This is a genomic window from Azospirillum brasilense (assembly GCF_007827815.1).
In the GTDB taxonomy this organism is placed as follows: Bacteria; Pseudomonadota; Alphaproteobacteria; order Azospirillales; family Azospirillaceae; genus Azospirillum; species Azospirillum brasilense_C.
The window spans coordinates 227,153-246,560 of sequence record NZ_VITH01000007.1 but is presented as its reverse complement, the minus strand read 5'-3'; the positions used below and the strand labels follow the sequence as shown (position 1 = coordinate 246,560).

At 65.2% G+C, this 19,408-nt stretch carries 20 protein-coding genes, 2 tRNA genes and 1 pseudogene; 8 read left to right on the top strand and 15 right to left on the bottom strand.

What is annotated here, in order from left to right; all coding sequences use genetic code 11:
* Positions 1-121: 121 nt before the first annotated feature.
* The 4 genes from FBZ83_RS16315 to FBZ83_RS16300 form a co-directional block, all read right to left on the bottom strand.
* Positions 122-1,645 (bottom strand): malonyl-CoA decarboxylase, encoded by a 1,524-nt coding sequence (locus tag FBZ83_RS16315; protein ID WP_247888325.1) that lies wholly within the window; start codon positions 1,643-1,645, stop codon positions 122-124.
* A 147-nt stretch (positions 1,646-1,792) separates the two neighbouring features.
* Positions 1,793-3,259 carry an NAD(P)H-hydrate dehydratase gene (locus FBZ83_RS16310; RefSeq protein ID WP_145684832.1) on the bottom strand — a complete coding sequence of 489 codons (1,467 nt, stop codon included), beginning with the start codon at positions 3,257-3,259 and terminating at the stop codon, positions 1,793-1,795.
* Between the two features lie 128 nt (positions 3,260-3,387).
* Positions 3,388-3,463 (bottom strand) — tRNA-His (locus tag FBZ83_RS16305).
* Between the two features lie 109 nt (positions 3,464-3,572).
* Positions 3,573-3,648, bottom strand: a tRNA-His gene (locus FBZ83_RS16300).
* Between the two features lie 326 nt (positions 3,649-3,974).
* Between FBZ83_RS16300 and FBZ83_RS16295 the strand changes: the two genes are divergently transcribed.
* The 6 genes from FBZ83_RS16295 (at position 3,975) to FBZ83_RS16270 (ending at position 9,519) form a co-directional block, all read left to right on the top strand.
* Positions 3,975-4,313 carry a P-II family nitrogen regulator gene (locus tag FBZ83_RS16295; protein ID WP_014240107.1) on the top strand — a complete coding sequence of 113 codons (339 nt, stop codon included), beginning with the start codon at positions 3,975-3,977 and terminating at the stop codon, positions 4,311-4,313.
* Between the two features lie 272 nt (positions 4,314-4,585).
* Positions 4,586-5,995, top strand: coding sequence for a type I glutamate--ammonia ligase (gene glnA / locus FBZ83_RS16290; protein WP_014240105.1), 1,410 nt, complete (start codon positions 4,586-4,588; stop codon positions 5,993-5,995).
* 1,632 nt (positions 5,996-7,627) lie between these two features.
* Entirely contained in the window at positions 7,628-8,077 is a 450-nt protein-coding gene (locus tag FBZ83_RS16285; protein ID WP_348982509.1) for a BRO-N domain-containing protein, read from the top strand.
* The gene (locus FBZ83_RS16280; RefSeq protein WP_145684828.1) at positions 8,046-8,408 is read left to right on the top strand and encodes a hypothetical protein; all 363 of its coding nucleotides are present in this window, start codon (positions 8,046-8,048) and stop codon (positions 8,406-8,408) included. Before FBZ83_RS16285 ends, FBZ83_RS16280 begins: the two co-directional genes overlap by 32 nt.
* A gap of 178 nt (positions 8,409-8,586) precedes the next feature.
* Entirely contained in the window at positions 8,587-8,796 is a 210-nt protein-coding gene (locus tag FBZ83_RS16275) for a helix-turn-helix domain-containing protein (RefSeq protein ID WP_145684826.1), read from the top strand.
* Positions 8,797-8,970: 174 nt separating this feature from the next.
* The gene (locus tag FBZ83_RS16270; RefSeq protein ID WP_145684824.1) at positions 8,971-9,519 is read left to right on the top strand and encodes a recombinase family protein; all 549 of its coding nucleotides are present in this window, start codon (positions 8,971-8,973) and stop codon (positions 9,517-9,519) included.
* A 169-nt stretch (positions 9,520-9,688) separates the two neighbouring features.
* On the opposite strand, the gene FBZ83_RS16265 is transcribed toward FBZ83_RS16270, so the two are convergent.
* The 10 genes and pseudogenes from FBZ83_RS16265 to FBZ83_RS16225 form a co-directional block, all read right to left on the bottom strand.
* Positions 9,689-9,910 (bottom strand): hypothetical protein, encoded by a 222-nt coding sequence (locus FBZ83_RS16265; protein WP_145684822.1) that lies wholly within the window; start codon positions 9,908-9,910, stop codon positions 9,689-9,691.
* Complete coding sequence (locus FBZ83_RS32545; RefSeq protein ID WP_145684820.1) at positions 9,859-10,539, bottom strand: AbiV family abortive infection protein; 681 nt, start codon at positions 10,537-10,539, stop codon at positions 9,859-9,861. Before FBZ83_RS32545 ends, FBZ83_RS16265 begins: the two co-directional genes overlap by 52 nt.
* A gap of 41 nt (positions 10,540-10,580) precedes the next feature.
* Positions 10,581-11,999: a site-specific integrase gene (locus FBZ83_RS16255; protein WP_145684818.1), complete on the bottom strand. Its 1,419-nt coding sequence runs from the start codon at positions 11,997-11,999 to the stop codon at positions 10,581-10,583.
* Between the two features lie 12 nt (positions 12,000-12,011).
* Positions 12,012-12,170, bottom strand: a pseudogene (locus FBZ83_RS32540) (DUF6538 domain-containing protein); the annotation flags it as partial.
* Positions 12,171-12,480: 310 nt separating this feature from the next.
* Complete coding sequence (locus tag FBZ83_RS32350; protein ID WP_145684816.1) at positions 12,481-13,764, bottom strand: Hsp70 family protein; 1,284 nt, start codon at positions 13,762-13,764, stop codon at positions 12,481-12,483.
* Between the two features lie 105 nt (positions 13,765-13,869).
* Positions 13,870-14,325, bottom strand: coding sequence for a MaoC family dehydratase (locus FBZ83_RS16245; RefSeq protein WP_145684813.1), 456 nt, complete (start codon positions 14,323-14,325; stop codon positions 13,870-13,872).
* A gap of 42 nt (positions 14,326-14,367) precedes the next feature.
* Positions 14,368-15,162: a PhzF family phenazine biosynthesis protein gene (locus FBZ83_RS16240; protein WP_145684811.1), complete on the bottom strand. Its 795-nt coding sequence runs from the start codon at positions 15,160-15,162 to the stop codon at positions 14,368-14,370.
* Positions 15,163-15,171: 9 nt separating this feature from the next.
* A complete protein-coding gene (locus FBZ83_RS16235; RefSeq protein WP_145684809.1) occupies positions 15,172-15,588 on the bottom strand; it encodes a GNAT family N-acetyltransferase in 417 nt (138 codons plus the stop codon).
* 4 nt (positions 15,589-15,592) lie between these two features.
* Positions 15,593-15,841: a DUF1127 domain-containing protein gene (locus tag FBZ83_RS16230; protein ID WP_109469165.1), complete on the bottom strand. Its 249-nt coding sequence runs from the start codon at positions 15,839-15,841 to the stop codon at positions 15,593-15,595.
* 262 nt (positions 15,842-16,103) lie between these two features.
* Positions 16,104-16,829 carry a Bax inhibitor-1/YccA family protein gene (locus FBZ83_RS16225; protein WP_145678252.1) on the bottom strand — a complete coding sequence of 242 codons (726 nt, stop codon included), beginning with the start codon at positions 16,827-16,829 and terminating at the stop codon, positions 16,104-16,106.
* Between the two features lie 306 nt (positions 16,830-17,135).
* Here FBZ83_RS16225 and FBZ83_RS16220 point away from each other — a divergent pair, with 306 nt between their 5' ends.
* Entirely contained in the window at positions 17,136-17,474 is a 339-nt protein-coding gene (locus FBZ83_RS16220) for a hypothetical protein (RefSeq protein WP_145684808.1), read from the top strand.
* Positions 17,475-17,501: 27 nt separating this feature from the next.
* Here the strand turns inward: FBZ83_RS16220 and FBZ83_RS16215 are convergent, their stop codons facing one another.
* Complete coding sequence (locus FBZ83_RS16215; protein ID WP_145684806.1) at positions 17,502-17,828, bottom strand: YgaP family membrane protein; 327 nt, start codon at positions 17,826-17,828, stop codon at positions 17,502-17,504.
* 180 nt (positions 17,829-18,008) lie between these two features.
* On the opposite strand from FBZ83_RS16215, the gene FBZ83_RS16210 reads away from it, so the two are divergent.
* A complete protein-coding gene (locus tag FBZ83_RS16210; RefSeq protein WP_145684804.1) occupies positions 18,009-19,403 on the top strand; it encodes a PLP-dependent aminotransferase family protein in 1,395 nt (464 codons plus the stop codon).
* Positions 19,404-19,408: the final 5 nt, after the last annotated feature.

Below are 19,408 nucleotides of genomic sequence, written 5' to 3'. Positions count from 1 at the left end.
GGACTGCCGGCGAAGTCCGCTCTATAGCACAGGGTTCGCGCCGCAAACAGGCAAAATGGGCGCCGTTCCGCACGCCATTGGAGGGTGCGGCGCGAGGGAGCGGGTGCAGGGGCGGATCGACTCACGCGCCCCCCTTGCCCAACGACCGGATCGCGGAGGAGGCGTTGACCCTGCCCTCCCCCCGGTAAGCCTCGTGGTTGGCGTCGATTTCGCCCAGCTTGTAGCGGTAGTTGATCATCATCCCGCAGGACTGCCGAACCCCCTTGGGCGAGCGGTCGCCCAGCCAGTTCAGCCGTTCCATGCGGGCACCGTTGCTGAGGTGGAAGTGGGCGACCGGGTCGAGCGCCCGTGCCGGCGCTGCGCCCGGCCGTTCGCTGCGACGGTCCGACGCGCGCGCGGTCGTCAGGTAATGCGCGCACAGCCGCGTCAGCGGGCCGCGCAGCGACTTCTGAAGCTCCTCGTCGGTGTGCCACTCGGGCAGAGCCAAAGCGCCGGCCAGAACCGGGCGCTCGTCCGCCTCGGTGTCCATGTCCGATTCGCCGGCGCCCGGACGGCCGGCCATGACCTCCGCGATGCGTTCCGCCTCGGGCGGGGTGAGCAGCGAATCACCGCGCTCGGCCAATTCCCGGTCCAGCCAGCGGCGAAAGCCGGGAATCGGCGACAGGGTGGCAAAGCATTTGATGTTGGGAAACTCTCCGGCCAACCCGTCCACCACCCGCTTGATCAGGAAGTTGCCGAAGCTGATTCCCGCCAGCCCGACCTGGGCGTTGGAAATGGAATAGAAGATGGCGCTGTCGGCGCTCTTCGGGTCGCAGACCGGGGCGGAGGGATCGAGCAGCGCCTGGACGTTGTCCGACATACCCTGGACCAGCGCGACCTCGACGAAGATCAGCGGCTCGTTCGGCATGCGCGGGTGGAAGAAGGCGAAGCAGCGGCGGTCGGAATCGAGGCGGTCCTTCAAATCCCGCCAGCCGCTGATCTCGTGCACCGCCTCGTACTTGATGAGCTTTTCCAGCAGCGAGGCCGGGCTGTCCCAGGTGATGCGGCGCATCTCCAGGAAGCCGACGTCGAACCAGTTGCGCAGCAGGCTCTTGAGATCGTCCTCCAGCGCCTGGAGCAGCGGCTCGCCACGGGCCATCTCCATCAGCTCGGCGCGCAGGTCGACCAGGAACTTCACGCCTTCCGGCAGGCCGTTGAACTGGGTCAGCAGCCGCAGCCGGGGCGGCTCCAGCGCGCGGCGCAGGGCGCGCTCGGCATGGCCGCGCGACACCGGGTCGCCCGCCGTCTGAAAGGTCGCCATCGCCTGGTCGACGGCGGCGCGGTCCACGTCGAAGTCACGCGCCAGCATCATCAGGAAGTTGCGCCGCCCCTGCCCGTCCAGCGCCAGATAGGTGCGGCCGAGCTGCGCCGCCCGCGCCCGCGCCGACACCTCGCCGCCGCGGCCCTCCAGGCAGGCTTCGATCTGCTCCTTCAGCCGCTCCGCGTCCTCCTTGGGCAGATTGGCGCGCGGCGCGGCGCCGACCACCCCGCGGGCGGAGGCGGCGATCTCGCGCCAGCCAGCGCGCAGCGTATCCAGGGTGCGGTCAAGCAAGCCCGGCGGCGTTCCCGCCCCGACGACGGGGGGCTGGGCCGGGATGGACCCCATGGGCTTGGTCCCGGCGGGTTTGGTTTCGGGCGTCTCGCTCATACCCAGAGTCTGGCGTGTGGACGCGCTCTCGGCAAGCCATAGCTTGAGCCCGGCCTTAAGAGTAGGTCCCCTGTCCAGGCGTATGTATGCCCCGGGGACGGCCGGTCAGTGCCCGCCCGCCTTCAACCGCTTCAGCACCGCCGGCAGAGCGTCCGGCAGATCCTCGGCGATCAGACCCGGCCCGAACGCGGTCGCCGCCTCGCCGTGCAGCCAGACCGCGGCGCAGGCGGCGTCAAACGCGTCCATCCCCTGGGCGATCAGCCCGAGCGCGATGCCCGCCAACACATCCCCCGACCCGGCGGTCGCCAGATCGGCCGGAGCGTTGGCGTTGACGACGGCCCGCCCATCCGGCGCCGCGACCACCGTGTCGGCGCCCTTCAGAAGAACGACGGCCCCGCTGCGCGCCGCCGCGGCGCGGGCACGCGTCAGCTTGCCGCCCTCCGCCGCCGCAAGGTCTGGGAAGAGGCGCGCGAACTCGCCCTCGTGCGGGGTCAGCAGGCAGCGCCGGTTCAGCCGGTCAAGCAGGTCGGCGGGCGACTCGGCGAAGCTGGTCAGCGCGTCGGCGTCCAGCACGCAGGCCTTTCCCGCGGCCAACGCGGCGAGGACATGGTCCCGCGTGCCCTGCCCGACTCCGGCGCCCGGCCCCAGCAGCACCGCGTTCCTGCGCGGGTCCGCCAGCAGCGCCGCGAAGGCGGCGCCGTCCGCCACGTCGGTCACGATCAGGCTGGGCGACCCGGCGGCGTAGATCGGCACCGAGTCGGGCGGACAGGCCACCGTGACCAGCCCCGCCCCGGCGCGCAGCGCGCCCCGCGCCGACAGCCGCGCCGCTCCGGTCATCCGCGCCCCGCCCAGCACCAGCGCGTGCCCCCGCGCGTATTTGTGCGCGTCGAGCCGCGGCCAGGGGTAGCGCTGCCGCCACAGGTCGGGGCCGTTCACCAGGATTTGTGGTGCGAGGGCGTCCAGCACGGTGTCGGGAATGCCGATGTCGGCGACCACCACCTCCCCGCAGAGGACCCGGCCGGGCAGCAGCAGATGGCCGGGCTTGCGGCGGAAGAAGGTGACGGTCAGCGCCGCCTGCGGGGCCGCTCCCATCACTTGGCCGCTGTCGCCGTGCAGGCCGCTCGGCACGTCCACGGCGACGACGGTGCGTCCCGCCATCGCCTCGACCACCTCTTTCGCCATTCCGTCGAGCGGGCGGGCCAGCCCGGCTCCGAACAGCGCGTCGATGACCAGGGGATTGCCCTCCAGCAGCCAGGGGTCGGCGGCTTCCACCGGCCCGGTCCAGCGCCCGGCGGCCACCGCCGCGTCGCCGCGCAGGGCGGAGCGCGATCCCAGCAGGGCCAGCCGCACCGGCCAGCCCGCTTCAAGAAGAAGACGCGCGATGACGAAGCCGTCGCCGCCGTTGTTGCCCGGCCCGCACAGCACGACGGTCGGGTGCGGCGCCCAGCGCTCGCAGACCGCACGCACCACCGCGGCCCCCGCCGCCTCCATCAGCACGGGTCCCGGCACGCCGCCCGCCATGGTCAGCGCGTCGGCGCGATACATCTCCGCCACGGAAAGCAGTTCGTCCATCGCCACACCCGCCGCAAAACCGCGTGATCGTCACCCGGCACAATAAGCGCCGCGACGGCCGCAGGATAGCCGGGCACACGGGGAATGGAAGGGTTGGCCGGTCTGGCACGGGACTTGGAAAGGGAGGATGGGGCGATGGATGGGACTCGAACCCACGACCGCTCGGACCACAACCGAGAGCTCTACCAACTGAGCTACCACCGCCACCGGAGGACGGAACGACCCGTCCGAAAAACCCCTGCCACCGTTTCGGTCGATGCAACGCCGGCGAGAATCACCGACGAGACACGCGCATCCGCCGTCTAAGGAGGACTGGGGCGATGGATGGGACTCGAACCCACGACCGCTCGGACCACAACCGAGAGCTCTACCAACTGAGCTACCACCGCCACCGGGGTCGCCTATTTGCCTCAAGGGACGGGGCGGGTCAAGCTCTATTTTCCACCGAAATCATCAATGTGAAAAGACCGCCTTACCCCCTCCGAAAGGGGATGGCTGCGCGGATTGCTTGCAGCGTGTGCACAAATATTGTTCACTTCGCCCTATCCGTTGGCAGTCGCGTGCCGCCCGCGGTGGCATCGGCCCGCTGCGGCCCGGCATCCCACGCAGCTGGATCGCAACCGCTCCGATTGGCACGCAACGTGCTTTACATCGGATTGTCGGCAGAGCCGTGGACGGTGCCTGTCGACGTTGGCACCTCGTACACGAGAGACCCATGAAGAAGATCGAAGCCATCATTAAGCCGTTCAAACTCGACGAAGTGAAGGAAGCCCTTCACGAGGTCGGCATCAAGGGCATCACCGTCACCGAGGCCAAGGGCTTCGGCCGTCAGAAGGGGCACACCGAGCTGTACCGCGGCGCGGAGTATGTGGTCGACTTCCTGCCGAAGGTGAAGATCGAGGTGGTGATGGAGGACTCCCTGGTGGAGCGGGCGATCGAGGCGATCCAGCAGGCCGCCCACACCGGCCGCATCGGCGACGGCAAGATCTTCGTCACCCCCGTGGAAGAAGTTGTCCGCATCCGGACCGGCGAGAAGGGAGGCGACGCGATCTGATCGCGTCCCGAAAACCCGACCACCGGCCAACATGAACCAGCCCCGCCCACAACCGACGCAAAGCCGGCCGACACCGATCGGGCCGACGCAGACCGTCGCAACCGCGAGCGGAACGATCCGTGCGTGGAGGCCCATCCGGGCGCGACTTTTTGTGCTGTCACGTTGTGTGCTTGGGAAAGGCATGACATAACGTCCGCCGCGAGCGCCGTCACCCGCCCCTTGGTCGGTTTGACGCAGCGGGACCCAAACCTCTTAAGCGTGGAAAAAGAGATATGTCCGACATCAGCAAGGTCTTCGACCTGATCAAGGAACACGACGTCAAGTACGTGGACCTCCGCTTCACCGACCCGCGCGGCAAGCTGCACCACACCGCTCAGCACGTCTCGACCATCGACGAGGACGTGTTCGAGGACGGCATCATGTTCGACGGCTCCTCGATCGCCGGTTGGAAGGCGATCAACGAGTCGGACATGATCCTCCAGCTCGACCCGACCACCGCCGTCATGGACCCGTTCTCGGCCCAGCCGACGCTGAACATCCTCTGCGACGTGTACGAGCCGTCGACCGGCCAGCCCTACGCCCGCTGCCCGCGCGGCATCGCGAAGGCCGCCGAGAAGTACATGGCGTCGGCCGGCATCGGCGACACCGCCTACTTCGGCCCGGAAGCCGAGTTCTTCGTCTTCGACGACGTCAAGTTCAAGGTCGAGATGAACAAGGTGTCCTACGAGTTCGACTCGGAGGAAGGCCCGTACACCTCGGACAAGGACTATGAGGACGGCAACCTGGGCCACCGCCCGGGCGTCAAGGGCGGCTACTTCCCGGTCGCTCCGGTCGACAGCGGCTCGGACCTGCGCGCCGAGATGCTGAGCGTTCTCGCCGAGATGGGCGTGCCGGTCGAGAAGCACCACCACGAGGTGGCCGCTTCGCAGCATGAGCTGGGCATCAAGTTCGACACGCTGGTCCGCACCGGCGACAACATGCAGTACTACAAGTACGTCGTGCACAACGTCGCCCACGCCTACGGCAAGACCGCGACCTTCATGCCGAAGCCCGTCTTCGGCGACAACGGCTCGGGCATGCACATGCACCAGTCGATCTGGAAGGAAGGCCAGCCGCTGTTCGCCGGCAACCAGTACGCCGACCTGTCGGAGCTGGCGCTGTACTACATCGGCGGCATCATCAAGCACGCCAAGGCGCTGAACGCCTTCACCAACCCGACGACCAACTCCTACAAGCGTCTGGTCCCGGGCTATGAGGCTCCGGTTCTGCTGGCCTACTCGGCCCGCAACCGTTCGGCCTCCTGCCGCATCCCGTACGTCGCCTCGCCGAAGGGCAAGCGCGTCGAGGTCCGCTTCCCGGATCCGTCGGCCAACCCGTACCTGGCCTTCGCCGCCCTGCTGATGGCCGGTCTGGACGGCATCCAGAACAAGATCCATCCGGGCGAGGCGATGGACAAGAACCTGTACGACCTGCCGGCCGAAGAGCTGGCCAAGGTTCCGACGGTTTGCGGCTCGCTGCGCGAGGCCCTGGACAGCCTGAAGGCCGACAGCGCCTTCCTGCAGAAGGGCGATGTGTTCACCAAGGACATGATCGAGTCCTACATCGACCTGCGCACCGAGGAGCTGCTGGCCTTCGAGACCATGCCGCACCCGATCGAGTACAAGATGTACTACAGCGTTTGATCTAGGCTCTGAAAACACTGGGCTTGTCGCCTCTTCGGCAACGAAGGTGTACCGGCCCGGTGTACCTAGTCAAGAGGCCCCTTAGGGAAACCTGAGGGGTCCTTTTGGTGTTTCTGATACCGTTACGGGTGGAGGGGTGTTCTGCACTCACAGCGACTCGCTGAGAGGCTTCTACGCTTCCCGGCTACATGGGTAGCACCCCATCCCCAGACCGAACCCAGCGACTCTGCAACGGGCTTCCTGAGGCTCTTGCCGGGACTGAGTGGCGAACGCTTCGCCTCGCCCCCATTGGAAGCTGAGGCAACCGCAGATGCAGGGCAGCGCGATTGCCGCAGGAGTCCCTAACTTCCCTACATGGAACCAAGGCCCTCCCGCCCTTTCTGAATGGTCGCTTCAAGAATACCGACTTTTGGGCCGTGTTGTGGTTGATGGTCCGACCTTTCCAAACGGAGTGACCCCCTAAGTTTTTCTATAACGTCCCTGACGGGGGCGGGGGTTCAGCATCACGCTTATTGGAGGCCGCCATGCCTTGTTCCAAAAGGTATGCCGGGGTACTGGGGGCGGCGCTTGTGGGTGCTGGGGGTTTCTGAGGGCGCGTCCAAGCTTCCTTCTTTTGTTGCGCAGGGAGGTCTCACACAGCAATAATCCCTCTGGTCATCGGTGATTGAAGAGGGTTGCCCATAGGGCCCTTCACAAGGCCATACAGCGCGTCTGTGGAATTCGGCTGCTGGTAGCTGAAAGGCCCAAGCGGGCATCCAGAGCGCAGGAAACAAGCCCCAGCGATGACGGCTGGCCGTAACGCTACCTGTTAGTAACGGCGCTATGATCCCATGCATAGACTGACATCAATATGGTTGTGAATGCTGCCCATCTGATACAACCATAGAATACCACCACCCTGAGAGAAGCGAGGCCGCCGAAGGACCAGAGGAAGCCAACAGACCGAAGATCGGACAACCATACAGACCAATACCACCACCCTGAGAGAAGGGGGAAAGGGGGCCTATAGAGGACTATGGATACCTTAAGACAACCAACCACATATAATAACGTTATAACCGTAGATGGCCCTAAGGACCTTAGGACCTTAGGACCTTTAGTCGCTATAGAAGCTATATACCAGACAGCCCAACCACTACCACTCTACAGCCTCGAAGAGCGGGGCTGCAGGACGTTTTCTATGAATGTGTTCGAATACAATTTTTGCGTAGAGCAATCGGAAATATGGATATGAAAGGTACTAAAGCATATGGGAAGGGAGGAAGGCCAATCTTCCTTCGCTTAGGAGGCCGTGAGCGCGAAGCGTGGAGCAAGGCCCTCAAGATAGCAGAAGAGGCAGTAGGCAAGCGCCTCAGCTACAGTGTGTTTGCCCATACTCTTGCTGAGAGTTTCCTTAGGGATGCCGAAGATATAGGCTACCACCACCATGTTTGACTCATTTCCTCTTCCCCCAGAGCCGTCCGAGGACAAGCTGCGGACCCTCTCCAAAGTTGATTGGCTCAGGCAGGCAGGGGCGGCGCTGATGAACGCTCCAGATGCGCCGCTCATGCAGGCCCCAATGCCCCAGCGGGTTCCATAGAATAACTCGACAGGTTGGAAGCCCGGCCCACCGATAGGGGGCAGTACCCTTCAGTGGCTACAGGCACGTTACCCCAGCTTCCCGGCTCCTGCGCTGTCTGGGGGTTCCCAAGCGCCTTATCGGTTCTAACCACCATCTGCCTTGTGGAAATCGACGGTGCCCCGTGGTTCGTGGCCCAGGATGCCGCGGCGGCCCTGGGGCTTTACACAGCCGGGGGAGCGGGCGGTTACACGCGCCACCTTGCCGCCGATGAAAAAATGGTGGTCAAGCGGTCAAACATGGATCGGATGCATGATTGGCCCACGCGGGGCTTTGTGTGCGTCTCTGAGGCCGGTCTTTACAAGCTGGTGATGCGCTCCGACCGTCCCGAAGCCAAGCGGTTCCGCGATTGGGTGGCGCGTGACGTGCTGCCCGCGCCTCAGGCTGACCTCACATGTTGGTATCCGCTTGATAGGTCAGAGGCCCAAGACCATGAACGCTCTGATTACCCTTTCCGCCGTTGAAGGTGAACCCCGCGTACTCGATACCGATCTTGCGGCGGCCCTGGGCCTGTTGAACCCCCGCAAAATACGCACGGACATTATCGAAGCGAACCGGGCCGAACTCGAAGGCTTTGGCCCCCTTTGGAGTGAACGCCTCCAAACCGGCGGACGGCCAGCTACGGCCTTCTATCTGAACGAAGAACAAGCCTTGTTGGTGGCCATGTTCTCCCGCACCGAGAGGGCTAAGGAGGTTCGGGCCGCCTTGGTCCGTGTGTTCGCCGCTTGGCGGAAACGAGGAAGAAAGCAACTAGGCGCACCGGGCGGGAGTGGTTCCCAACCCGGTGCAATCTAAAAAAACAAGCAACCTAGGAGGCAAGTATGAAGGGTAAAAAAGGCCCTCACTTCTTCCTTGTGCTGCGGTTCTGGCGATGGGAAGTGACCATCATCATTAGCCGCTACCCACAAGGGGGCCGCTAGGTTGCTCGAACAGCCTAGCGGTTCCCCTCTAACCTAATACTGAGGGGGGCCGAATGCAAGACACCCTGAAACTCCCTGCCTGGGGGCCTGAAGACCTGAAGGCATGGCGCGGGCGGCTGAAGCTCAAACAGGAAGAGGCCGCCGCGTTGCTGGGTATATCCCGCCGTGCCTATGGTTCACGGGAGCAACCTGGGGCGACCATCAGCCGGGAAACCGTAATGGCCTGCCTCTACATCGAACAGCAACGCAAGGAGGTCGCATGACGCTGAGGGGCCTGCCCCGCTCCGTTGCGCCGTCCCGTTACGGTATACCCAAGCGAGTCGCTTCAGTGAGACAGCCACGCCCAGGCTTTCCGTGTCTTATTTGGGTTGTCTTCTATTCCGATACACTGTATTAAGAGAGGGTCTAGAGGCAAATGAGACACTGAGGCGGGTATCATGGCGGTCTACGGTTATGCGCGGGTCAGCACCTACGATCAGGATTTGACCGTTCAGGTAGAGGCCCTTCGGAATGCGGGCTGCGATGTGATCCGTAAGGAGAAGATCAGCGGCACAAGCCGGAACGGACGGGCCGAACTGGAAACCCTCCTTCAGTTCCTACGCGCTGGCGATACGCTCATGGTTACCCGTATAGACCGTCTCGCCCGCTCCATCGGTGACCTTCAGGATATCGTGCGGGAACTGAGGGCCAAGGGCGGTACACTGAAGGCAACCGATCAACCCATCGACACAAGCACCGCAGCCGGGAAAGCCTTCCTCGATATGCTGGGTGTGTTTGCCGAGTTCGAAACCAACATCCGCCGTGAACGCCAACTGGAAGGCATCGCCAAGGCCAAGGCTGAAGGTGTCTATAAGGGCCGTAAGCCGTCCATTGATGCTGAAGAGGTGCTGTCCCTGAAAGCCCAGGGTGTCGGTGCGTCGGAGATCGCCAAGCGACTCGGGATCGGCCGTGCCAGCGTCTACCGCATCCTTGGTGCCGAGGCGTGATCCAGGGACGGCAGGGGGGTTTAGGAGTCCTAAGGGACCGGAAGATACTCTCGCCCTCCCCTGGCCCCTCTGGAAATAGCACTTCGCAGAATGGGGTTAAAGTGCTGTTGTTTAATTGTTGTTCCGGCCTTTCTTCACGCGGGGAGGTTGTAAACTCCTCCCTCCCTTGTCACCCAGCGGGTTCCAGATGCGAGAGGTCAACGCCGAAATCCAGCCTCTCGATCAGCGCCAAGCGTTCGGGTGCGGAGAGTAGCTTTCCGCCATAGACGCCGTAGGTGATGCCGACGTTGACCACATGACCGGCAAGCTGCCCGTAGAGTGATTTGACAAACGGACGCGCTATCGCCTCTTGGCTTGCGGCTTGCGCTGGGCTTTCTGCCAGTTCAGCCATCTCATCCCGCGCCGAGTGGCTAGAACTGAAGCTTTCGCGAGCCTAATGGTCTGGTCAGCCGTAAGCCGATCAACCCCTCCCGGCCCCGCTGCCGGTAGTGTATCCGGCTCCACATAGAAGCATTGCTTCTTCACCTCATTGAAGTACCCACTAAACAATTTGCTGATTAGCTCGATGTATCTGTATCGCTTTAAGTTTTTCCGCAACTCATCGTCAACGCCATTATCCGCCAAATGCGCAAAAGCACTGACCATTATTGTGTTAATGGAAACGTAATCACTTTTGTCATCACCCTCACCATCCGAATCAATTTTGAACCCGCGCGACTTTTCTATCGCCCTAAGTTCTCCTAGCAGTATGTTTCCACCTACTATATCAGCAGCAACGCGGTGCTTTTCTTTGTGGTCCTTGGGATTGCTGAGCGATCTATAGCGCAACTTACCACTATTTAGAGAAGCAAACTTTGACACTTCCTCTAGGCAGAGAACCGCAATTGCCGTAGCCGACGGGTACCTACGGTGGGAGCGCAGTAGTTGAGCGTCTTGAAGCAGCCTCTCAGCGTTTTCTAATATACCAATACCGACAAGGCCCAGGCTGTCGCCGTCGCTCTGGTCATCGTTTGCCGCCATTGCCGCTCTCCGTTGCCGATAGGACTAGCCCAGGATTAGCCCTACGGCGCCTCTAGGTGGCTCAGATCCGCCCCAAACGTAATATGCTGGATAGCATCAAACTTGTCCTGAGCAGTCAGCAACTTCCCAGCGTAGATGCCGGTTACGCCGGGTATGGCATGGCCCGCAATCTGTTGCACAGTCGTCTGCGGAACCCCGGCATTCAGTAGCGAGGAAATGAAGGTGTGGCGGAAGCTGTGGAACACCAAGCTTTCCCTATCAAGCCCGATCAGATGCCGGAACTGTGACCACCACTGTACGAAGGACTGACTAAATCGTCCCTCGCTACCCTTCTTCAGTTCAGGCCAAAGCTGAGCCTCGCCCCGCTCAACTACCTTTTGCCGATGCACCAACAGCCCCATACGGATCAAGCGAGGATGCACGGGAACAACGCGGTTCCCCGCCTTGGTTTTCGCGTCCGACACATGGAAGCACCAGACCCCCTCGCTCTCGCGAAGATCCGTGACGGTCAGTTTGGCCACTTCCTCGACTCGCAAGCCTGAATGCAGCGCCACCGAGGGTAACCAGAACTTATGGTCCTTCACCAATATCCCGCCGGGCCGCTCTCGCCTATCAGCCCGCCAATGGCCCATATAAAGTGGTGAATGGAAGAGGGCCTGTAGATCCTGAGGCGTAAAAGCTTCACGGGTCTGAGTGTCTGCCTTAGGGGCAAGACCCCTCGTCGGATTGTCTAGGGAAGCCTTGCCCTCTTGCTTGGCCCAATTGAACATTGATCCAATTACGCTGAAGTGCTGACGGATCGAATTGGACGCCAGATCCATATCATCTAGCGCATCCCGCCAATCACGAATATCGTCTCGCGTGACCATATCAACAGGCTTATTGCCCAACGTCTCCGCAAAAAGCCGAAGTTTACGGGGGCTATTCCTTGCTGTTGCCTCCTTCCATACGCCGTCTCGAATTTTTGTCTGTATAAACACTTCCGCCAACTCGGAGAGAGGCATGGACTTGGCACGGGGGTCCTCCGGAGCATGGGAGGGCAGGGCATCGGTCTGGGGCACAAACAAAGGGTCACGGGTAGGCTCGCTGTAGTCCCCTGCCCTGCGGGCCTTGGTCTGCCGCAGAAGCTCAACCTGTGCCCTAAGCAGCACCCGACAAAAGCGTCCGAATGAGGGGCTTGCGCGGTCAACGGACAATCCAGCGGCCCCGATCAAATCATCCGCTACCACTTCAATCTGGCGATAGTCATTAACCGCCAGAGCTTCACGGCTATCGGCTGCAAGCTCGGATAAGAGCCGAAGGTCTGTATCAACCGCGTCCTCATGGGGATCAGGAGCCGAGTAGAGGGCTTGCCCTGCCCTTACCTGCTCCAGTTCCCTTTCCGCCCTCTCCAACTCGGCGGACAGCCAGCCGCGGGCAATGGCGTTGATACGGTCGGTGGTGAGGCTGGTATCGGTCATGGCACGAGCAAACAGCTTATCGGCAACCGTACTCAGCCTCCGCCCTCTGGCGATGGCAACAGCACGGTCTGGGGTTCTAAGGGACACCACCAGTTCGCGCTTAATGAACCGTGAACGCAGCCCCAGCGGCACCCTACGCCGCCAGCAGAAGCCATTCCCCCTACGCTGCACATGAAGCACCGGAACACCTCTTCAACAGGCTCCGTCAGGTAGCCGGGTGTACCTACCGGGTGTACCTAGCGAAGCAGTCTAAGCCGTTGAAAAGGCAGCAGCCCTTGCAATTCCTTACCGCCTCAGTCGCCGAGTCCAATCCAAGATGTACTACTCGGTCTGATCCATCGGACTTCGGTCCTCCGGTGTCCGCCCTGCCCTCGCGGCGCGGCGGGCACGACCGGAGGACCGATCCGCGGAACAGAGCACGAAAAAGCCCACCGGCAACACCGTCGGTGGGCTTTTTCGTGTCTGGGACTTGAAGGACGCCTCAGGCGGTGCCGCCGAAGCGCCGGGCCGCCTCGATGGTCAGGCCGGTGCCGACCGAGCCGAAGATGTTGCCCTCCACCACGCGGGCACCGGGCAGTTCGGCCAGGATGGCCGCCCGCACCTGCGGCAGCAACGTGGAGCCGCCGGTCAGGAACACCGCGTCGATCTCCGCCGGCAGCGTGCCGGCCTCGGCCAGACAGGCGCGCACCCGCCCGCCGATGCGTCCGGCCAGGATCGCCGTCGCCTCGTTCAACTCGTCCACCGACACCGGGCGCGTCAGGCCACCCCCGCCCCAATCCAGCAACAGGCCGGCCTCCGGCCCGTCGGACAGCGCGATCTTGGTGCGCTCCACCGCCATGGCCAGGGCGTGGCCCAGCCGGTGCTCGACCACGCCGATCAGCCGCTCGATGCGGTCCGGAGTCGCGGAATCGCGCTTCAGGCGCTCCAGGTCGGCCATCGCCTTGGCGGTGTAGAGAAAGTTGATCTTCGACCAGGTCGCCAGATCGAAGAACAGATGCTTGGGGGCCAGCAGACCGGGACGCTTCATGGCGCTGCCGTGGCCGAGCAGCGGCATGGCCGTCGCCAGCGACAGGTCGCGGTCGAAGTCGGTGCCGCCGACGCGGATGCCGTCGTTGGCCAGGATGTCGGCGCTGCGGTCGGCCCGCCCGCGCCGCTCCGGCCCGATGCGGACGATGGAGAAGTCCGACGTGCCGCCGCCGATGTCGGCGATCAGGGCCAGTTCCTCGCGCTCCACCTGCTGCTCGTAGTCGAGCGCGGCGGCGATCGGCTCGTATTGGAAGGAAATGCCGCGGAAACCGACGGAGCGGGCGATCTCGCCCAGCACCTCCTCCGCCGCGGCGTCGCCCGCCGGGTCGCCGTCGACGAAATGCACCGGGCGCCCGAGCACCACGTCGGTCAGCTCGCCACCGAGCGCGGTTTCCGCCCGCTCCTTGACCGCGGCCAGGAAGGTGGCGATGACCGCGCGGAAGGTGATGCGCCCCTTGCGCAGCGCGGTGTCGGCGTCGATCAGGTCGGTGCCCAGCATCGACTTGATCGAGCGCATCAAACGCCCCTCGACGCCCGAGGCATAGGAGTCGATGGCCGCCTGCCCGACCGTCACCGCGTCGGCTTCGAAATCGAAGAAAACGGCGCTGGGCAGGGTCGTCCGCGCGCCGTCGAGGGCAAGCAGTCCGTAACCGCCCCCTCCCATGCCGGCAGCCGCGGACGCCGTCCGCACGCCGAGCGTCGTGTTGGACGTGCCGAAATCGAGGCCGCAAGCCGTCATGGGAACCCCCGCCGTGATGGAAGGGGCGAGGCTATACAGGGGCCGGGGCTGCGGATCAAGACGCGCGACGGAACAGGCCGCGCTTGTCCTTCTTATTCGGCCGGCCTACTCGGCGGGAATGCTGCGGGTGGCCACGATGTGGTTCAAGGTGACGGTCATCACCGCCTCGCCATGCTGGTTCAGCGTGGTGTAGGCCAGCCGGACCGTGCCGCGGTCGCCGCGGCGGGACGGGATGGCCTCCACCACCTCGACCCGGACGCGCAGCGTGTCGCCGGGCCGCACCGGGCGCAGCCAGCGCAGTTCGTCGCCGCCCGAGCCGCCCAGGCTGGTGCCGGTGATGGCCCCGGTGTCGCGGAACAGCCGGAAGGTCAGGGACAGGGTGTGGAAGCCGCTGGCGATCAGCCCGCCGAACGGCCCCTCCGCGGCGGCCACCGCGTCCATGTGGAAAGGCTGCGGGTCGAAGCGCTGGGCGAAATCCATGATCTGGCTGTCGGTGACCGTCGCCCCTTCGGTCTCGATCACGTCACCGACGCGGAAATCCTCGAAGTAACGCCCCGCCATTCCCGCTGCCCTCCCGTTCCGTCGGTCCTCGTATGGACGGCGCTAAATGTAGATGGCGCCATCCATATAGAGAACCGCTTTCCCGGCGATCTTCACACGGTCGCCCACCAGTTCACAGGACAGGGAACCGCCGCGGGCCGAGACCTGCCGGGCCTTGAGCCGCTCCTTGCCCAGCCGCCGCGCCCAATAGGGGATCAGCGTGCAATGGGCGGAGCCGGTCACCGGGTCTTCGGGAATCCCCTGGGCCGGCGCGAAGAAGCGGGAGACGAAGTCCACGCCGCCGCCGCCCGGCGCCGTCACGATGACCGCGTAAAAATCCTCCAGCCGGGCCAGGGCGCTCATGTCGGGGGTCAGGGCGCGCACCGTCGCCTCGTCGTCATAGACGACCACGAGGTCGCGCGCCTTCAGCAGCGCTGTCGGCGGCGGTCCGCCCAGCGCGTCGAGCAGGCCGGCCGGCGGCCCGGCCAGCGGCTCCGGCGGGCGGCTGGGGAAATCCAGCGTGTAGAGGTCGCCGTTGCGGGTGACGCTGAGGGTCCCGGCTTCCCGGGTGGCGAAGTCGATGCGCGGGCAGCCCCACTCCAGCATCGTCGCGATGACGAAGGCCGAGGCCAGCGTGGCGTGGCCGCACAGGTCCACCTCGACCGTCGGGGTGAACCAGCGAATCTCGTAACCGTCGCCGCGGCGGACGAGGAAAGCGGTCTCCGCCAGGTTGTTTTCCGCCGCGATGGCCTGGAGCGTCGCGTCGGGAAGCCAGTCCTCCAGCGGCACGACCGCCGCCGGGTTGCCCGCGAACACCGCGTCCGCGAAGGCATCAACCTGATACAGGGGAAGGCGCACGGTGCCTCCTTACGGTTTCTCGGTGAACAGGAACGCCTGGGGGTGCCGCTCCATCCCCGCCGCCTCATAGAAGCCGATCGCCTTGGGCGCCGACAGGAGAAGGCAGGTGACGCCCTCCCCCACCGCGGCGCGGGTGCGGCGCATCAGCTCCTTGCCGATGCCGCGCCCCTGACGGGCGCGGTCGACGGCGAGATCGGACAGGTAGCAGCAGAAGGCGAAATCGGTGATGGACCGGGCGACGCCGACCAGTTGCCCGTCCGCGTCGCGGGCGGTGACGATCAGGCCGGCGTTGCGCAGCATTGCCTCCACCCGCGGGCGGTCCGCCACGGGCCGGCGCTCGGCCAGCCCGGAGCGGTGGAGCACGTCGATGAAGGCGTCGGCGGTCAGGTCGGGCTCGACGGCGTAGAGGATCGCATCGGCGCTCATCGGCTCAACCCCGCCAGAAGGGCTTGTTGACCTCGCTGTCCACATCGGCGCGGGACACGCCAATGTCCTTCAGCAGATGGTCGTCCAGCCGCATCAGCGCCTGCCGCTGCCGCCACCGCTCGTAGCCGTTCAGGCCGGCCTCCATCACGAACCAGACGGGGCGGATGCCGACGGTGAGGGCGCGCGCGATGACCTTGAAGACGGTCGTGAACGAGGACGATCCGGACGAGCGGGTCGCTTCCGTGGTGCGCATAATGTGCCTCCTTCATCAAAACATTCGGCCCCGAACAATCGAGACAATGGTGATTATGTCCGCGCAATCGCCCCGGTCAATGTCGTTATTGTCACCATTACATTTCCGATATCGGATGTATCCCGACGGCCACACTCACCCGTGACACACACCCTGGACGAGCCCACTCTCCTTCGACCTCACCGTCCGGGCATGAAAAAGGCCGGCCGCGGAAAGCGGCCGGCCCGGAAGAGCGCCTTGGATGGCGCTGGATGCGGTCCCGTTACTCGCGGTTGCCCATGAGCTGGAGGAGCATCTGGAAGAGGTTGATGAAGTTGAGGTAGAGAGAGAGGGCACCCATGACGGCGAGCTTGGTGTTGGCCTCATGGCCGTAGCCCTCGGCGTACTCCTCCTTGATGCGCTGGGTGTCGTAGGCGGTCAGGCCGGTGAAGATCACCACGCCGATCACCGAGACGGCGAACTGCAGGGCGCTGGAACCGATGAAGATGTTGACCAGGCTGGCGATGACGATGCCGATCAGGCCCATCATCAGGAACGAGCCCATCTTCGACAGGTCGGCCTTGGTGGTGTAGCCCCACAGGCTCATCGCCGCGAACATCGCCGCGGTGATGAAGAACACCCGCGCCACGCTGGCCCCGGTGAAGACCAGGAAGATCGACGCCATCGACACGCCCATCACCGCGCAGAAGGCCCAGAACAGCCCCTGCAGCGCGCTAGCCGACATCGCGTGGAAGCGGAAGGACAGCACCATGATGAAGGCCAGCGGCGCCAGCATCACCACCCACTTCAGCGGGGTCGTGAAGATCGGCACATACAGCGCCGGCGTGCTCGCCACGAACAGCGCCACCAGACCGGTCACGCCAAGGCCGAGCATCATGAAATTGTAGACCCGCAGCATGTGCTTGCGCAGGCCCTCGTCGAACGCCGCACGGTCCACGCCCGCGGCACCGGCGCCCCACCGATTCTGGTTGGGATACTGGTCGAACATTGCGAAAACTCCCTCGTTCAAGCCTCTGACCGGCGGGCCTTCGACCGGCATGACTCTGACCGGCAGGCCTCTGACCGGCGGTGGGCGCATAGCGGCAACTCGGCCGCCAGAGGGGCCCGGACCCTGGTTGCCCTAATAGTTGGCCGTGTGGCCGGCGCCTTTCAAGAGACCCGCCCCCTCGCGGGAGCCGCGCGAACGGGAGCTTGGAACGCGCCCGGCTGTTCCCATATGGCGGCTTGGGAGCGGCCGGTCCGGCAAGCTGGAGCGCCGCGTCACGCATCAACAACTGAGAGCCGGATCAACAACATGGAGAGTGCCGCGTTGAGCGACCAGCACCACAGACGCCTCGAACGGCGGGTGGATCGCATCCAGGAGAAGCTTCCCGACTCCATGGCGCGCGTGCTGGCCTGGCTCCGCGAGCCGCGGGCGACCTGGGTGCGCGTCCCGGCCGGGCTGCTGCTGATTCTCGGCGGGCTGCTCAGCTTCCTGCCCGTGCTGGGAATCTGGATGCTGCCTCTCGGCCTCGTGCTGCTCGCCTACGACGTTCCGTTCCTTCGCCCGCCGATCAACCGCGCGTTGGTGCGGGGCGAGCGGCGCTGGAAGGAGTGGAAGCGGCGCCGCCGCCCCGCTTCCTCATCCTCGTGACCGTCATCCCCTGACTGGCCCGTTCCGTCAGGAAAAAGCCCCGGTGCGGGCCGGCGTGCGCTCCAGCGGCCCTTCGCCGGGGCTGTAGCGCTCCGACCGCGGGCCGGACAGGCGGTCGTGGTCCTCGTCGGCCACCATGGCCTTCAGCGGGCAGTGTCCGCTCATGCCGCGGGCCACCAGGGCGGCGCCGGCCAGCCCCATGATGGCGCCCCGCACGTCGGCGCCGCGGCGCACGCCGCCCGCCGCCATGACGAGGCCGAGGCCGGTGGACACGGCGCGTTCCAGCGGCCCGAGATTCCGCGCGCCCCCAAAGACGCGGTCGTAGGTGTGTCGGATGGCGTTTTCGGCGCTCATGCCTGAATTCTCCCGGCTGTGCCCGGCGCGAAAGGGATGCCGAAGCGGCGCCGGGCGGTCCTGACTGCAACGCCCGCTTGGCCGTCCGGGTTCCCGCGTGCTCGGCGCAACCCGACACGTACAATCGCGACAATGCGGTGACACTTGCCTGCGGATCGGTACAATGTCATCATTGTCCCCATGACACAGTGGGTTCCTGATCTGGAGGGGCGGCAAGGCCCCCGTTACCGCGCCATCGCCGACGCCCTGTCCGACGACATCGCCAACGGACGTCTCGCCCCCGGCACCCGGCTTCCCACCCACCGCGACCTCGCCTACCGCCTCGGCGTCACCGTCGGGACCATCACCCGCGCCTATACGGAGGCGGAGAAGCGCGGGCTGATCGGCGGCGAGGTTGGGCGCGGCACCTTCGTGCAGGGGCAGCGCCACATGCCTCCGTCCGACCCCTTCACCTGGACGCCCCGGCCGGAACCGTCGGTCATCAACATGACCGTCGTGACGCCGGAACACCCGATGTCGGTGCCGATGATGGGCGCCACGTTGGCCGCCATCGGCGCCTCGCCGAACCTGGGCGCGCTGCTGGAATACGCGCCGCACGCCGGCCTGCCCGCCCACCGCGCCGCCGGGGCGCAGTGGCTGACGCGGCAGCACCGGGCGGCGGCGACGCCGGACACGGTCCTGCTGACCACCGGCGCGCAGAACGCCATGGCGGTGGCGATGGCCGCGGTGGCCCGCCCCGGCGACGTGGTGCTGACGGAGCGGCTGACCAACTACGGCATGAAGACGCTGAGCGCCGTCGAGGGCTATCACCTGGAGGGCATCGCCATCGACGAGCATGGCGTGGTCCCGGACAGTTTCGACAGCGCCTGCCGCCGTCTGGCGCCCAAGGCGCTGTATCTGGTGCCGACCCTGCACAACCCCACGGCCTCCGTCATGCCGCAGGCCCGGCGCGTGGAGATCGCCGCCATCGCCCGCCGCTACGGGGTGGTGCTGGTCGAGGACGACGTGTTCGGCTTCCTGGTCCATGACGCGAAGCCCATCCAGGCCATCGCCCCGGACGTCACGATCTACGTCAACAGCCTGTCCAAGAGCGTCTCGGCCGGGCTGCGCGTCGGCTACGTGGTCGCTCCGCCGGCCCTGGTGCCGCGGGTGGAGGCGGTCATCCGCGCCCTGCAATACTCCTCCCCGCCCCTGCCGCCGGAGGTCGCGACGCGCTGGATCACCGACGGCGGCGCCGACCGCATTGCCGAGGCCCAGCGCGGCGAAGCCATGGCGCGCCAGCAGATCGCCCGCTCCATCCTACCCGCCAGCGCCGTCTGCGGGCACGCCTCGGCACAGCATCTCTGGCTGGTCCTGCCCGAGCCCTGGCGGCGCGACGATTTCATCGCGGAGGCGCTGCGGCGCGGCGTGAAGGTGACGGGCGGCGACGTGTTCGCCGTGGGCCGGGCCAGCGCCCCCCACGCCGTGCGGCTGGGCCTTTGCCACCCGCACAGCCGGGACGAGCTGGCGCGAGGCCTGCGCACGCTGGCCGACCTGCTGGAGAATCCGCAGACGGCGATGCTGTCGATCGTGTGATTGAG

What these genes read in the sequence shown, in the direction of transcription:
- FBZ83_RS16315 (WP_247888325.1), bottom strand. Translation starts at nt 1,645, where the DNA reads ATGGGGTCCATCCCGGCCCAGCCCCCCGTCGTCGGGGCGGGAACGCCG.
- FBZ83_RS16310 (WP_145684832.1), bottom strand. Translation starts at nt 3,259, where the DNA reads ATGGACGAACTGCTTTCCGTGGCGGAGATGTATCGCGCCGACGCGCTG.
- FBZ83_RS16295 (WP_014240107.1), top strand. Translation starts at nt 3,975, where the DNA reads ATGAAGAAGATCGAAGCCATCATTAAGCCGTTCAAACTCGACGAAGTG.
- glnA (WP_014240105.1), top strand. Translation starts at nt 4,586, where the DNA reads ATGTCCGACATCAGCAAGGTCTTCGACCTGATCAAGGAACACGACGTC.
- FBZ83_RS16280 (WP_145684828.1), top strand. Translation starts at nt 8,046, where the DNA reads ATGAACGCTCTGATTACCCTTTCCGCCGTTGAAGGTGAACCCCGCGTA.
- FBZ83_RS16275 (WP_145684826.1), top strand. Translation starts at nt 8,587, where the DNA reads ATGCAAGACACCCTGAAACTCCCTGCCTGGGGGCCTGAAGACCTGAAG.
- FBZ83_RS16270 (WP_145684824.1), top strand. Translation starts at nt 8,971, where the DNA reads ATGGCGGTCTACGGTTATGCGCGGGTCAGCACCTACGATCAGGATTTG.
- FBZ83_RS16265 (WP_145684822.1), bottom strand. Translation starts at nt 9,910, where the DNA reads ATGGCTGAACTGGCAGAAAGCCCAGCGCAAGCCGCAAGCCAAGAGGCG.
- FBZ83_RS32545 (WP_145684820.1), bottom strand. Translation starts at nt 10,539, where the DNA reads ATGGCGGCAAACGATGACCAGAGCGACGGCGACAGCCTGGGCCTTGTC.
- FBZ83_RS16255 (WP_145684818.1), bottom strand. Translation starts at nt 11,999, where the DNA reads ATGACCGATACCAGCCTCACCACCGACCGTATCAACGCCATTGCCCGC.
- FBZ83_RS32350 (WP_145684816.1), bottom strand. Translation starts at nt 13,764, where the DNA reads ATGACGGCTTGCGGCCTCGATTTCGGCACGTCCAACACGACGCTCGGC.
- FBZ83_RS16245 (WP_145684813.1), bottom strand. Translation starts at nt 14,325, where the DNA reads ATGGCGGGGCGTTACTTCGAGGATTTCCGCGTCGGTGACGTGATCGAG.
- FBZ83_RS16235 (WP_145684809.1), bottom strand. Translation starts at nt 15,588, where the DNA reads ATGAGCGCCGATGCGATCCTCTACGCCGTCGAGCCCGACCTGACCGCC.
- FBZ83_RS16230 (WP_109469165.1), bottom strand. Translation starts at nt 15,841, where the DNA reads ATGCGCACCACGGAAGCGACCCGCTCGTCCGGATCGTCCTCGTTCACG.
- FBZ83_RS16225 (WP_145678252.1), bottom strand. Translation starts at nt 16,829, where the DNA reads ATGTTCGACCAGTATCCCAACCAGAATCGGTGGGGCGCCGGTGCCGCG.
- FBZ83_RS16220 (WP_145684808.1), top strand. Translation starts at nt 17,136, where the DNA reads ATGGAGAGTGCCGCGTTGAGCGACCAGCACCACAGACGCCTCGAACGG.
- FBZ83_RS16215 (WP_145684806.1), bottom strand. Translation starts at nt 17,828, where the DNA reads ATGAGCGCCGAAAACGCCATCCGACACACCTACGACCGCGTCTTTGGG.
- FBZ83_RS16210 (WP_145684804.1), top strand. Translation starts at nt 18,009, where the DNA reads ATGACACAGTGGGTTCCTGATCTGGAGGGGCGGCAAGGCCCCCGTTAC.